This is a genomic window from Bacillus seohaeanensis, from assembly GCF_042684945.1.
GTDB lineage: Bacteria > Bacillota > Bacilli > Bacillales > Bacillaceae_B > Rossellomorea > Rossellomorea seohaeanensis.
Map to the genome: position 1 here is coordinate 862,089 of NZ_JBHUMF010000031.1, position 14,034 is coordinate 876,122.

Consider the following 14,034-nt stretch of genomic DNA (forward strand, 5'->3'; position numbering starts at 1 on the left):
CACAGTGATTTTTATCAGTTATAATCGTTCCTTTGTTTTTAAGCATGGCGCATAGGAGGACAGGAACAAATCGCCCTATTTAAAGCCCCCAATTAGGGCGCAAAAAAAGACAATTCACCTTGTTGGCAAATTGTCTTCTAGTTAAATCAAGATCTAGCAGCAAAAACTGCTTTTCACTTAGATTGAATTTATTGCTTCCTTAATCGTTTTCGTTCCACTGACTACTTGAAATTCTTTTCCAATCGTTGTCTCGTTTTCCAAGCTGGCAACGATCACACTTGCTACATCTTCTCTTGGAATCTCTCCTCTTTCCACTTCAGCCCCTATCTTCACTAGACCAGTTCCTTTATCATTTGTTAGCAATCCAGGATGTATAATCGTATAATCCAAATTAGTCGACCTTAACCACTCATCCGCATAATGCTTTGCGGCAACATATGGTGCAAAGGAAGAAGGAGAGGCTTGAATTGCTTCACGTCTTGTGTCAAATGAACTAATCATGACAAACCGCTTCACGCCAGCAACTTTAGCTGCCTCAACCGTTTTAACAGCACCGTCCAAATCTATCATAATGGTTTTATCTTTCCCTGTGTGCGGGCCAGAACCTGCTGTGAATACAATTGCGTCGACTCCCTCAGCAGCTTTTGCAATTGAGTCAATGTCCTGTTCTAAATCCACTACTACGGTTTCTGCACCCAAGTTTTCAAAAAAGGGGGCTTGCTCTTCGTTACGGATCATTGCTTTTGCTTGTAGTCCATCACTCTCTTGAATAAATGAAACAAGATGCTTTCCAATTTGTCCATTAGCGCCTACTACAAGAATTTTCATTTTCTTCATCCTTTCTAACGTAAATGAAATAAGACCTTTTAACCTAACTATTATGGGATTTCTTATCCTTTATCTTAAATCGATAAGAAAGGCATTGTCTAGATTTCTGCATTATGCCCGTCTCTTTATTTCCTAAATTCCAAGAAAAATCTACTTCAAATATTTCCGCACCAATCGTAAGTTTTTATCATTGAAAGGAGGGAATAGCATCCGTACATTAACTTTTGTACTAGTTTTAAGGATGCTCTTTTCATGTGAAAAAGTAGTAAAGCTATGATGACCATGGTAAGCTCCCATTCCAGAGTTGCCGACCCCGCCAAATGGCAGATTAGGGTTTCCTAGATGCGTTAAGGTATTATTAATACATACTCCACCTGAGGAAATTTCCGAAAGTACTCTCTCTTCCACCTGCTTGTTTGCTGTAAAAAGATAAAGCGCCAATGGTTTAGCAAACTTTTTAATGGATTTAATCGCTTCTTCTAAGTCCCTGTACGTTATAATCGGAAGTAATGGGCCGAAAATTTCATCCTCCATTGATGCTGAATTCCAAGTAGCTTCTATTAACGTTGGCTCAATAAATCGAGTATTCGAGTTCGTCCCTCCACCGAAAATAACTTGTTTCTTATCTTTTTCAAGGATAGTTTTTAATCGAGTAAAATGCCGCTCATTTACAATACGACCGAAATCCTTGCTCTGATTAATTGGGGATCCAAAAAAGCGCTGAAGGGTTTGCATCATTTCCTTCATCAGTTCCTTTTTCACTGCCTCGTCGACCATCACATAATCCGGCGCCACGCAGGTTTGTCCAGAATTTACTGTTTTTCCCCAGATAATTCGTTCAGCGGCAGCTTTTATATCGGCACTTTTATCTACAATGACAGGGCTTTTTCCACCAAGTTCAAGTGTAACAGGAACCAAATTCTTTGCGGCCGCCTCCATAACAATCTTCCCGACAGAAACACTACCTGTGAAGAAAATATAATCAAAAGGCGCATTAATTAAGGAGCTGTTCGTCTCAATTCCCCCCTGAACCGAACGTATATAAGATTTTTCAAAAATGTTTTCTATCATTTCTGTCACAATAGCAGAGACAGTTGGAACCAATTCTGAAGGCTTCAGAACGGCACAGTTTCCTGCTGCAATCGCACCAATAAGCGGTTCAATTAGCAGCTGGAACGGGTAATTAAATGGGCCAATAATTAAGACGGTTCCATAAGGCTCATACATTATCTTACTTTTGGACGGAAATAAGACAATCGGTGTATCCACCTTTTTCGGCTTTGTCCATTTTTTTAATCGCTTCATCGTATGTGTAATACTATTTAACGTAAATCCGACTTCCGTTGTATAGGATTCAAATGGATGTTTTCCTAAATCCTTTTCAAGCGCAGCTATAATTTTGGATTCGTACTTCTTTATTCCTTCTCTTAATTTTTGCAATTGCTGCAAACGAAAATTGACATCCTTCGTTTCATTTGTATGAAAAAAATGGTTATGTTCCTTTAGAATAGCAGCAACATTTTCCGGTTTTAGTTCAACTTCTATCATAGTTTAAATTCCCCTTAACAAATTTTCTATATCCTTTGAGGTACTATTTAATTTAGTAACAACTATTTTTACTTTCACCAAAAGGTTGTCTATACCCATTATATAGCTAAATCATCGATACAATAAAATTTCTGCTCCGGTTAGTCTCTACCTACAGTAGAACTTCATTGATTGCTTTATGCAGAAAACTTTTCAAACTACTTTCACTCCTCCTGCTCAATATCAATTATTTTGGGAATGTAAACTGTAATTTATTTTATGTATTTATAAAACAAAGAACCCCAATTTAAAATAATTAAATTGGGGTTCTTTGCTTTTTATATCTTTTAACTATAAATATGAAATCAAATTTCTTTTAAACTAACTCCTTATGCAACGTTATTTTCACGAAAGCTTTATTAATTCCTCTGTTAATCGTAAAAATTCACTTTTGTTTTTTTCTCGTAAGGACTGGTCAATTTTTTGTTGAAGTTTCTCCTTTTGGAAATCAAGCAATGCCTTGTCTAACAACATTTCAGCAAATAGAGAATCCATGATATTTACCTTTGGTTGTGGCAAATGAAGCAAATTCTTTTTCATAAGAAATCAACTCCCTGACCTTTTGTCCATTATACTATAAGTTATCAGTTAATTCAAAATATTATAAGTGGTAATTTAATACAAGGAAAAACATAATAGGTCATCTGTGTATATCTTCGTGTGGACAAGGATGAGCTACTGCTACTTTAATTAACTCACAAGCTTTTATTTTCCGAATTCCTTACTTTCAACTTCATTTTCCCTTTGCAAAATACCTTTCGCTGAAAATGTCCAATTGACTAGGAAAATGCCAATAAAAATGAGAGATCCCCCTGCATACACATACCATTCAACCACTTCCTCTAATAACACCCATCCCGATAAAACGCCAAAAAAGGGAGCCAAAAAGAGGAAAGCACTCGTCTTACCAGGGTCACCTTGATTCAACAAATAAAACCATATGGCAAATTGGATAATAGAAGCCATAATCGCAAGCCACATGACGATAGAAACAGATGTCAGGTTAACAACCAACTTCGGCGTTTCCATCGTTACCCCCATTAACAACAGAAGTAAACCACCAAAAAGCATCTGATAGGCAGTTAACACCCATATATTAAACCGGCTTCCCCATTTTTTTATTAAAATGGTGGCAATGGACCACGAAATTGCTGCTCCAAGTCCAAATACAGTCCCTATACTTAATTGGATATGAAACCCTAACGTAATAAATACTCCAATAAATCCTATAATAACCCCTACCCAATGAAAAATTTGATATTTTATCTTGAGGAAGAGCGTTCCAATAATAACAACTAGTAACGGATTACTAAATGTTAAAATCGACGATTCTCCAGCTGTGATAGTTCTTAAACTTAGGAATATGCAGCCCATTACGCCAGTGGTTTGAAAAACACCAATAATAACTATTCTAGCCCAATCAATTGGTAGTCTAGGAAGAGGCTTCTTACTGCCCAATAGAAGTAGGGCCATAATTATTCCTGCTACAGTAAACCGAATACCTACTAGCAAGAGAGGCGATATATAAGTTAGACCAATTTTCCCCACAGCAAAAGATGATCCCATGAGAAACGTGGTAAGAATAACTAACGCGCTGTATAACATTGGATTCACCTTTTCAAACTCACCACCTTTTCTCTATCAGAGTCTACTAGTTTAAACACAGCAGGGACGGTTCTCTTGCTTCATTAAGAGGCAAGAGAATCATCCTTTCCTGTTTTGGTATTTCCCTATTTTTATCCATCTAGCATAGATTCTATTTTGCATGCTCATCGGGTTGATGGATACCAAAAATATTGCCTTCCGTATCAATATAGTATCCCTGCCACGCCATTCCAGGCAGCGCATATTTTGGTAATGCGACCTTTCCGTTGCCAAAATCTTATAAAACTCTATAAAATTTTGTTTGTTTCTTGCTTCTACCTGTCCGATTTTGCCGGAGCTACTTTCGTTTGCTATGACAGTCTGCAAGCGTAAATTCGGATACAACGAATCCTACACATTAACAGTGTCTTTTAGGTGACTAGACTGTTAATTTCCCGAAGTTGGCAAGATTAATCGACGCGTTTAAGTCTCTATTCATTTTTAGTCCACATTCGCATGAATAAGTACGGTCAGAAAGGGTTAAGTCTTTCTTCAACGTTCCACACGATGAACATATTTTAGATGACGGATAAAAACGATCTACTTGCTTAAATTCAATACCATATTTCTCACATTTATACTTCATTTGGCGGATGAATTCATATAGCTTCTGCTTCGCAATTGCTTTGGATAAATGACGATTTTTCATCATTCCACTCACATTCAGGTCTTCCATCACCACTTTGCTAGGCTTGGTTTTCACAATAGCATTGGTCGTTTGATGAATGTGATTGGTTCGAATATTTGTTAATCGTCTGTGTAGATGTTGTATTTCTTTTTCGAGTTTTATAATGTTGCTTGTTTTGACGAACGATTCTCCCTCCTTGTTCATTTCATATTTACGAGAAAGCTTTCGTTGCAACCTACGCAAGCGTTTCTCTATTTTCCTTATCTCTTTTGTTTTGTTGATATTTTTAAATGTTTGACCGTTTGAACATACAGCTAACTCTTTAATACCTACGTCAATTCCGACAACTTCATTTGTTAATTCAAGTTGTTCAAACTCTTCTTCGCCCCCTACTGAGATATACCAGTATTTCTTATCGAAACTAATTCGTGGTTGGTATACTTGACATTCATTGGGATTTGTTCACTTGTTTTTACCCATCCCACTTTTTCAATTAGGACAAGATTCTTCTTTACTTTTAATTTCAAAGTATCATTGTAGAAAGATGCCTTTGATTTCCTTCTGCTTTTGAATTGAGGAAATTTAGATTGCCCTTTGAAAAACTTTTGGTATGCGTCACAAGCATCCTTTACGGCTTGTTTGGCAACATTATTCGATACGCTTGATAGCCATTTGAAATCATCTTTTTGCTTTAATTGTGTGATTTCTTTTCTTAAGTCGTTGTTCGATAGGAATTTTCCACCGTTTTTATAGTTTTCTTGTTGTCTAGTTAATGTCCAGTTATATGCCCACCTAGCTGTTCCAACAGATTTCCATAACTGGTGTTCTTGTTCTTTAGTTGGCTTTAACCTAACTTTTTTCGCCAGTATCATTCTCTACCAGCTCCTTAATCATCTTCTTAGCTTGGTTAGCGCGTTTTCCTTGCAGTCTACAACTAAAAACAGTAACAATCTGAATTAAATCTTCTACAAGTTCTTGTTCTTCTGTTTTCTCCGTATGATCAATAATTTCTAGTTCAGTACCAAATTTCCCGCATAAGTTTTCGATGAATTCAAAACCAAATCGAACCAACCTATCCTTTTTTCGTTATGGTTGTCTTTTACTAGATTGTTCAGCAAATACACGTCTTTCGCTTCATACCAACTCGATTCTTCGCTTCCACTTTCTTAATATACTCTGTCGCAAGGGGAACCTTACAAGCAGTATTCCCTACATCTACATGTACTTTTCCAATCAAATCTGCTACTTGTTTGGCTTCTTCCGTTAGTTCTGGTACATACGTACCTACAGATACCACAAATCCATTCATTACATACCGTACCCGATTGCGTTCATCATGGATCATATTTTTCACTTGGACCAACAAATTCTTGATTTCAGCAATATCCAACTTTTCGTCCGGAGTGATGGATAAATAATTCGAATACGTGCTCCAGCCGCAAACCGCTACCATTTCGTCCGCAGATTCCATCCACTCCCTCGCCAATTCCAAGGCATAATTGCTTTCGGCGGCTACCTGAGCCACTGTATATTCTGCTACCATGTACCAATATGCTTGGTTGCTCCACGCTTGTAGAGTCTCCTTTGAGAGTAGCTTTGGATTCACAGAGAGACCTGCCAAATACATTGCATCATGATTCCCTGAATCAAATAAGGTTAATGCTAACTCATGGTTTTTCTTCACATACTTAACAAGTTTCTTTAAATCCCCAATCTTCACCCCAAAATAAGGTTCTCTCACCCCGTGGTTCATATAAATTTGCTTCGTTTGTTCTGATCCTAATTCTTCAAGCTTTTGCATTATTTCTTCATACGTCATTTATTTACCATCCTTTATCCAGCATTCATTTTTTATAAAAGCAATGATTCTATACATTCTATAAACGGTATTTGTCTATTCACAGCATATCATTTAAGCTTAATAATGGTAAATTCTCTAAAACTATGAAAATATTTATTCACAGAAGCTGAAAGGAAAACCTTAGAAAGTAAAAAGAAATACACGGTTCTCCCATTCCCTTAATTAAAAAAAAGACAGAATCACCCTTCTGTTTCAATAATGCACTTTATCTGAAAGACCTTTACAATTTTTAATTTCTACTTGTGTATAAGCAGTTTTTTTCTTTCCTCTTACGATGAAGGTTCCAGTATATAAAGTATAATTTTCAACCTCCCTAAAAATTTCTTCATATGAGGAGATATTTTCAAATTCACAAGACTCTGCAAGAATGGTCGCGCCATTACTATTCCCACCAATAAAGTAGTTTGAAAGTCCCCAATTGCTACCCTCTAAATTAATATTTTTAAATATACACTCTTTAAATAGACTATTTTTCCCAACCTCTATTGGTAGTGAAACGGAATAATTATAATGATGTAGATACGCAATAGCCTTTTCCAAATTCCAATTACTTAATATACAGTTTTCCATTGTTACTTGCTCTCTCGTTTGAAGAAGCATAAAGCCTTCGTTAATCGTAGTGTTCTTCATATAAAATGGTCTTACTGCATTACTTAACAATCCTTTGCAATTTTCTAATCTACAGTCGATAAACTTTACTGCATAGTTTTCTTCAAACCCCTCTCCCGTAAAAACATCTACACAATTTTCAAAGTGACAATCTGCTATTAAGATTTCCTTGGCTCCTCCATTTTCATAAATGACCCCGTTGCAGTTTATAAAACTTGACCCAGTAATCTCAATCAAATCAATCGAATCCATGTCATTTGGATTTAAATTAAAAAAGGTAATTAAACTAGGAATATCAAAAACTCCATATTGAAAATTAGAAAACTGACAATTTCTCGTTACTAGATTCGGCGCTGAAAATGCACATTGACGATTTTCATAAAACTCTCCGCTGCCATCATTCGATGAACTAAAATCACAATCCGTTAATTTTAACATGTTCCTCTCCATGTCTGATGTTACCTGAATTCCTAGACTACTGCTTACACAATGACTAAATTCAATAATTGTATCCTCCGTTGTATTACTTAGCAATCGATGACAATCTACTAATTCGGTATTCTCAATTAATAACTTAGCGTTTTTCGCCGTGAAAAATTGCTTATCGTCCAACCCAAAATAGTCCATGACACATCCCGAAATAACGACCTCCCCACTATTTGATAAAATGGCTGTATCTAAGGTTCTTTTCGTTTTTATCGTACAATTATTAACGATTAACTTGCCACCTTCATTAACTGTTATGCATTCTTCAAAAAAAAGATTAAGATTTTCAAAGGTTTTTACTTCACCTGAATGGACTACCAAACCTTCAGAAATTTTAACAGTTGAAAAACCAGAATAATCCCTTTGTTCACCACCAAGAAAATCATTAGTAGCATGCTGAACTGGCTCTTCTGGTACATATCCATAGTTTTCCGCAATACCTTCTAGACCGGTTGCTTTATAGATTTTATCAATACATTCCTGAATCTCTCTTACGCCTTTTTTGTTCACACTAAAATAGTCCATCAAGTCACTATATTCATCCATATACCCATGACTAGCATTTTCAAGAAAAAGAAATTCCATAACTGTCTGAAGAATAGCCTTTTGGTCATTAAGGTTTTCAATATTCTCAATGACTGATAGATTAATAGATGTTTGCCCACCTATGACCTGAAGATAACTTTTTACTGATCTTAAAAACGCCTGCTGATATTCTGTGACATAATCAGTCATATCGGCTAACGTATATAAAATAGCCATTAGAAGCTCTTTCTCATCATTACCTAATTTGGCGATATCTATTATCGTATTCAAGTCATACAGACGTTTCTTTTCCATTGCGTTTAGTTCTTCCATAATTTGATCGGTTGTAAAACTAAAGTCATCAAGCTTATCATGGATAGATTGGGCCACTTCTTTAAAAGCTTCAGACTGTTTTTGAAACTTCTCTTCAAATGGTTTTGCTGCTGCTTCCATTCCTTTATAAAAATCTTTTTTTGACATATCTAGCCCTCCCAATTAACTTCTCCCCATAACGATATGGTAAAATTCCTGCTCTATAAACTCTTGCTTAACTGCTTTAATAAATTTATGGTCATTGACCATTCGGTAAATGGTAACCATTATTCCGCCAATATCCAAATAATTCAGTGACTTTTTCACCATATCTGGGTTTTCAGCAAAGACCCCTACTCCAGAAGCAACAGCAGTAGCAATCACATTACTTGCTGAAGCTATTACATTGGAGTAGCTCAGTATTCTTCTCGTTTTAACAGAATACATATTCCAACTGCTATGTTTACTTTCATCATAAAATAACCCATGAATCATAGCTATAAGTGAATTTATTAATACCGCATATCCAGCTTGCTTCCCTACTTTCATGGTATTTCCCATATCAAAACCATAATTAGCTAGTTTACGTGCAAACTCTACTGAAAAAGAAGAAATAAAAGGCAATGGTAGACTTGCAGTGGAATACAAGTCAGATTTCAAGTGTGCTACTTCCTTTAACAAAGATGCACCAATTATTTCTTTTCCCTTTATCCCTTCATCCATTAGTTTACTTTTTGAATAGGAGAAAATTTTAAGCGTATCGGCTCTACTATGTATTTTATCTCGAGCATCACCACGAGCTGTATGCCCTGTCTTAATATGGAAGGACCTAGGAATCCCCAATTCAGCAACTGTCATTGTACTAGTCGCGATGTTCATTGTTCCAAAAATCCACCCTAATATCGGGTCATGCCCCAACGTTTTAGCCCTGTGTGTAAACCCACCACCTATTCCTAAATCAAAATCTTTACTACCAAAAATAGCATCAAAAGGAACCGGATTTGTTAAAATCTCGTCTAAAGTTGGCTTATATAATTGGTGGGATCTATCAGAATGCTCTTTTACACTTCCCTTCGTTTTCTCTGCAGCTGTTTTATCATCCGTTCTTTGGGTAATAGTTCCGATTATGTATTGTCGGACACATTGAAGTGCCGTAGCAAAGAACAAAAATGTAATATCTATTCCTTCTAATCTTGTCGCTTGTTCAAAATTCCGATCCAGATCACCAATAATGATAGTTACGTTCTTACTTATTTCTGCTACTCTTTGAGACTCTTTACCAAGCTTTTCAATGTTATTAGATTTAATTTTCAAATCTGAGATAGCCTCTTGCTTTTTCTTTTTTAATTCATCATATTTTCGCATGACAATCCCCTCTAGACAAATTTAACTAGACTACCATCTAATTATATAGTTTGAGTTAGTGTAATTATAGAATTTTTTTAAAATACGAAAGGGACGGTTCTCTTGCTTCATTGAAGCGAAAGAACCGTCCCTCCTTTTCTAAAATGCCCCACATTGAATTTGTGGGACACCTTTTTACTTCTTACACTAAACCTAGTGAAGATAACAAAATAAGGAATGCTACTGAAATAACAGGTATTAATACCGCTACAACAAAAATATCGCGATAACTATCTTTATGTGTCATGCCAGTGATTGCAAATAATGTTAAAACCGCACCGTTGTGAGGCAATGCGTCGAGTCCACCTGATGAAAGTGATGCAATTCGGTGGAACGCTTCTGGACTTATACCTGTTTGATTTGCAATTTCGTAATATTTCGAACCGAGTGCTTCTAAAGCAATTCCCATACCACCTGATGCAGATCCTGTTGCTCCAGCAAGGATATTTACAGCAACTGCTTCGGAAATTAACGGGTTTCCTTTAATCCCCATCAGTAATTCCGTAAGACGTTCAAAGCCTGGTACGGCTTTTACAACAGTACCAAACCCAACCGCGGCGCTCGTATTAATAATTGCCGTCACAGACCCACTTGCACCACCGTTAATTGCTTTTATAAATGCTTTAAACTTCGTAATATTTAATAACATAATAAGAATAATTCCAGCAATTAAAGCCGTTATAACGTCCCAATCAAAGACATTTAACGTAATTAAAACAGCCAATAGAGGTAATAATGACAAGATAAAATGTGGCGTTTTCCCTTCTATTTCGGCAATTTTATTATCTTTCGGTTCTGTGAAGACATTCCCATTGTTTGCAAGTTGTTTTTCTCGGAAAATTAAATAGAAGTATCCGCCTACCCCCATAATAATAGCCGCAATAATTCCCATCACGGGTGCTGCCATTGCATCTGTTTTAAAGTAATCCATCGGGATAAGGTTTTGAATTTGTGGTGTTCCAGGTAGTGCAGTCATTGTAAATGTAAACGACCCTAATGCGACTGTGGCCGGTATTAACCTTCTACTAATATTTGCTTCGCGGAATAAAGAAAGAGCTAATGGATAAACCGCAAAGACAACAACGAATAAACTAACTCCCCCATACGTTAATACAGCACAAGACAATAAAACGCCTAAAATAGCACGCTTTGTCCCCATTACCTTTGTTAAAGCGACAGCAACAGATTTAGCCATCCCTGTATCTTCCATTAATTTACCGAAGATCGCACCGAGCATAAATACAGGGAACCATGATTTAGCGAAGTCGACAAATCCACCCATATACGTATCTTTATAGGCATCCAAAAGATCTAAACCACCTGTAATAGCAACTACACCAGCGGCAATCGGTGCTACCCATATAATGGACCAGCCTATGTAGGCAAGTACCATTAAAACGATAAGACCAAGTAAAATTCCAAACATCGTCTTCCCCTCCTATGAAAAAACAATAAAGTAAAACTTCAAGCAGTTTTTTCTCCCATCCCCTACTGACGTTCTACTGCCCGTTAATACGGGATAAACTACTTCTTCGTTTGATTGCCCCTACTTAAGGCACCTTCTCATTTTGTAGAGTGAATGACTTTCACTCTACAAAATTACTAAATGGCATTCTACCTCTCTATTTCTCTGCTGTTATTGCGTTGTATATCCGCCATCAATAACTACCGCTTGACCTGTAACACCTTTTGCTTTATCACTAGCTAAAAACAACGTATAATCTGCTATCTCCTGAACAGATAGTAAACGTTTTTGGGGAACCAATGGATAAATAACTTCTTCAATTACTTTTTCAAATGGAACGTTGCGATTTTTCGCTAAATCTTCAAGCTGATTCCGGACTAGCGGTGTGTCTACATACCCTGGGCAAACTGCGTTGACTGTAATGCCATGTTCTGCGCCTTCTAAAGCGGTTACTTTTGTTAGTCCAATAACACCGTGTTTTGAACTGTTATAGGCTGATTTTCCAGCAAACCCGATAAGACCATTAATCGAAGCCATATTAATAATGCGTCCGCCGCCTTGTTTTTTCATGATAGGGAAAACATGCTTTGTTGCAATAAATGGCGCGACAAGCATTATTTTTGTAATAAGTTCGAACTTTTCTGTTGGAAATTCTTCAACAGCCGAAACATACTGTAAACCTGCGTTGTTAATTAAAACATCAAGACGACCGTACTTCCCGACCGTTTTATCTATTGCGTACTTAATTTCATCTTCTCGCGTTACATCGCACTTCACTCCGAAACACTCATACCCGTCAGCGTTTAATTGTTTGGTCACTTCATTGACTTTTTCTTCATTAATATCACTTAAAACGACTTTTGCCCCATTTTTCGCAAACTCTACTCCCATTTCATAACCAATTCCACTTGCCGCACCTGTAATAAAAACAATTTTATTTTCTACCATCTTCATTCCCCTCTCCGAATATTTTTTATCTTGCTACTGTTAAAAGATTCTTACTTATCTTGAGCGCAGCACCTGTTGATTCCATCACTTCATCCGCTGTCCACCCTTCTGCTACTTCTATCAGGACAAGACCATCTTCTTCTACATCGATGACAGCACGATCTGTTATAATGCGATCAACAACTCCTTTACCTGTTAACGGCAAAGTACATTCTTTCAAAATCTTTGGCTCTCCATACTTGTTTACATGATCCATAATGATGACAATTTTTTTCGCTCCGTGAACGATATCCATCGCTCCCCCCATCCCTTTTACCATTTTTCCAGGAATCATCCAGTTTGCTAAATCACCCGTTTCAGAGACCTCCATTCCACCTAAAATCGCTAAGTCTAAATGTTCCCCTCTAATCATGGCGAAAGATTCTGCACTACTGCAGTAAGAAGCACCAAGTGCCGCTGTAACGGTTTCTTTTCCAGCGTTAATTAAATCTGGGTCCACCTCTTCTTCTGATGGATATCTTCCTATTCCAAGCAGACCATTTTCTGACTGAAGAACGATTTGTTTATCTCGTTCAATAAAATTAGCTACTAACGTAGGTATCCCAATTCCTAAGTTCACATAGAAACCGCTTTCAATTTCATGCGCAGCACGCTTTGCAATTTGTTCTCTAACCACTTTTGCATCTAATTTTTTTGTCATCTCCATTACCTCCTATCGTACTTTTATGCGTTTATCTAACAGTTAAACGCTCAACTCTCTTTTCCTGTTGTCCTTCAATTAACCCTTGTACATAAATGCCTGGTGTATGAATTTGGTCAGGATTTAACTCCGTTGGTTCCACTAACGCTTCTACTTCCGCAATCGTTATACGACCGGCAGCAGCCATCATTGGATTGAAGTTACGAGCTGTTTTATTGTAAATAAGGTTTCCATGTGTATCCCCTTTTGCCGCTCGCACGAAACTAACATCCGCTTTTAATGCTTTTTGCAGTAAGTAATCTTTCCCATCGAAGTTACGAACTTCTACTCCTTCCGCAATCGGTGTCCCTACTCCTGCGGGGGTATAAAACGCTGGTATTCCCGCACCGCCTGCACGAATTCTTTCTGCTAACGTTCCTTGAGGTACTAGCTCCACCTCTAATTCCCCTGTTAATACTTGACGTTCAAATTCTTTATTTTCCCCTACATACGATCCAATCATTTTATCAATTTGTTTATTTTGAAGTAACAAGCCAAGTCCCCAATCGTCCACTCCACAATTATTAGAAATAACCGTCAAATGTTTTGCGTTGGACTCTACTAAAGCTAAAATTAAATTTTCAGGAATCCCAACAAGTCCAAAACCTCCAACCATTATGGTCGAACCGTCTTTTACTTCCTTAACTGCCTCTTCAAATGACGTATATATTTTTTTCATCATTTCTCACTCCCCTCACCTTCTTATATGCAAAAGTTGTGCCAAGTCTTTACTTTTTGGTGTTTTCTCATAGATTATTGTTTTACTCATAAATTCTGCCCGTTGATTTCCGCTACGGGCACAAGACTCCTCGGGGAGGAATGAGAGCCTCCTAGAAAAGCGGAAGCGGCTTGGTCAGCTCGTGAAGAAAATAGGGATTACCCTCAAAAGGCGCTTTTTGCCTTTAGAGGGTAATCATCTTTTTCACAGCGAGCTAGCCGCTGGAGCTAGACACTCAGCTTCGCCTGCGGGGTCTCTCACTTCCCTCTCTTCCCGCAGG

11 protein-coding genes and 3 pseudogenes are annotated in these 14,034 nt (G+C 37.3%); all 14 read right to left on the reverse strand.

What is annotated here, in order from left to right:
* Positions 1-177: 177 nt before the first annotated feature.
* Positions 178-828, reverse strand: coding sequence for an SDR family oxidoreductase (locus ACFSUL_RS17535; protein ID WP_377937192.1), 651 nt, complete (start codon positions 826-828; stop codon positions 178-180).
* A 150-nt stretch (positions 829-978) separates the two neighbouring features.
* A complete protein-coding gene (locus tag ACFSUL_RS17540) occupies positions 979-2,376 on the reverse strand; it encodes an aldehyde dehydrogenase (protein ID WP_377937193.1) in 1,398 nt (465 codons plus the stop codon).
* A 384-nt stretch (positions 2,377-2,760) separates the two neighbouring features.
* Entirely contained in the window at positions 2,761-2,955 is a 195-nt protein-coding gene (locus tag ACFSUL_RS17545) for an IDEAL domain-containing protein (RefSeq protein WP_377937194.1), read from the reverse strand.
* Positions 2,956-3,120: 165 nt separating this feature from the next.
* A complete protein-coding gene (locus ACFSUL_RS17550; RefSeq protein ID WP_377937195.1) occupies positions 3,121-4,029 on the reverse strand; it encodes a DMT family transporter in 909 nt (302 codons plus the stop codon).
* Positions 4,030-4,171: 142 nt separating this feature from the next.
* Positions 4,172-4,285, reverse strand: a pseudogene (locus ACFSUL_RS17555) (VOC family protein); the annotation flags it as partial.
* Between the two features lie 153 nt (positions 4,286-4,438).
* Positions 4,439-5,559, reverse strand: a pseudogene (locus ACFSUL_RS17560) (RNA-guided endonuclease InsQ/TnpB family protein).
* Positions 5,537-5,767, reverse strand: a pseudogene (locus tag ACFSUL_RS17565) (IS607 family transposase); the annotation flags it as partial. The pseudogenes ACFSUL_RS17560 and ACFSUL_RS17565, both read right to left, overlap by 23 nt.
* 31 nt (positions 5,768-5,798) lie before the next feature.
* Complete coding sequence (locus tag ACFSUL_RS17570; RefSeq protein WP_377937196.1) at positions 5,799-6,506, reverse strand: DNA alkylation repair protein; 708 nt, start codon at positions 6,504-6,506, stop codon at positions 5,799-5,801.
* A gap of 234 nt (positions 6,507-6,740) precedes the next feature.
* Positions 6,741-8,648, reverse strand: a complete 1,908-nt coding sequence (locus ACFSUL_RS17575; protein ID WP_377937197.1) for a hypothetical protein — start codon at positions 8,646-8,648, stop codon at positions 6,741-6,743.
* 15 nt (positions 8,649-8,663) lie between these two features.
* Positions 8,664-9,845, reverse strand: a complete 1,182-nt coding sequence (locus ACFSUL_RS17580; RefSeq protein WP_377937198.1) for a hypothetical protein — start codon at positions 9,843-9,845, stop codon at positions 8,664-8,666.
* 181 nt (positions 9,846-10,026) lie between these two features.
* Entirely contained in the window at positions 10,027-11,310 is a 1,284-nt protein-coding gene (locus ACFSUL_RS17585) for a GntP family permease (RefSeq protein WP_377937199.1), read from the reverse strand.
* A gap of 210 nt (positions 11,311-11,520) precedes the next feature.
* On the reverse strand, positions 11,521-12,297 hold the full coding sequence (locus ACFSUL_RS17590) for a 3-hydroxybutyrate dehydrogenase (RefSeq protein ID WP_377937200.1): 777 nt from the start codon (positions 12,295-12,297) through the stop codon (positions 11,521-11,523).
* Positions 12,298-12,322: 25 nt separating this feature from the next.
* A complete protein-coding gene (locus ACFSUL_RS17595) occupies positions 12,323-12,997 on the reverse strand; it encodes a 3-oxoacid CoA-transferase subunit B (RefSeq protein WP_377937201.1) in 675 nt (224 codons plus the stop codon).
* Positions 12,998-13,028: 31 nt separating this feature from the next.
* Positions 13,029-13,715, reverse strand: a complete 687-nt coding sequence (locus ACFSUL_RS17600) for a CoA transferase subunit A (RefSeq protein WP_377937760.1) — start codon at positions 13,713-13,715, stop codon at positions 13,029-13,031.
* Between the last annotated feature and the right edge of the window lie 319 nt (positions 13,716-14,034).

Excerpts from the sequence above, each read along its gene's own strand:
- ACFSUL_RS17575 (WP_377937197.1), bottom strand. The coding sequence starts at position 8,648 with ATGTCAAAAAAAGATTTTTATAAAGGAATGGAAGCAGCAGCAAAACCA.
- ACFSUL_RS17595 (WP_377937201.1), bottom strand. The coding sequence starts at position 12,997 with ATGACAAAAAAATTAGATGCAAAAGTGGTTAGAGAACAAATTGCAAAG.
- ACFSUL_RS17600 (WP_377937760.1), bottom strand. The coding sequence starts at position 13,715 with ATGAAAAAAATATATACGTCATTTGAAGAGGCAGTTAAGGAAGTAAAA.
- ACFSUL_RS17585 (WP_377937199.1), bottom strand. The coding sequence starts at position 11,310 with ATGTTTGGAATTTTACTTGGTCTTATCGTTTTAATGGTACTTGCCTAC.
- ACFSUL_RS17540 (WP_377937193.1), bottom strand. The coding sequence starts at position 2,376 with ATGATAGAAGTTGAACTAAAACCGGAAAATGTTGCTGCTATTCTAAAG.
- ACFSUL_RS17580 (WP_377937198.1), bottom strand. The coding sequence starts at position 9,845 with ATGCGAAAATATGATGAATTAAAAAAGAAAAAGCAAGAGGCTATCTCA.
- ACFSUL_RS17590 (WP_377937200.1), bottom strand. The coding sequence starts at position 12,297 with ATGGTAGAAAATAAAATTGTTTTTATTACAGGTGCGGCAAGTGGAATT.
- ACFSUL_RS17570 (WP_377937196.1), bottom strand. The coding sequence starts at position 6,506 with ATGACGTATGAAGAAATAATGCAAAAGCTTGAAGAATTAGGATCAGAA.
- ACFSUL_RS17545 (WP_377937194.1), bottom strand. The coding sequence starts at position 2,955 with ATGAAAAAGAATTTGCTTCATTTGCCACAACCAAAGGTAAATATCATG.
- ACFSUL_RS17535 (WP_377937192.1), bottom strand. The coding sequence starts at position 828 with ATGAAAATTCTTGTAGTAGGCGCTAATGGACAAATTGGAAAGCATCTT.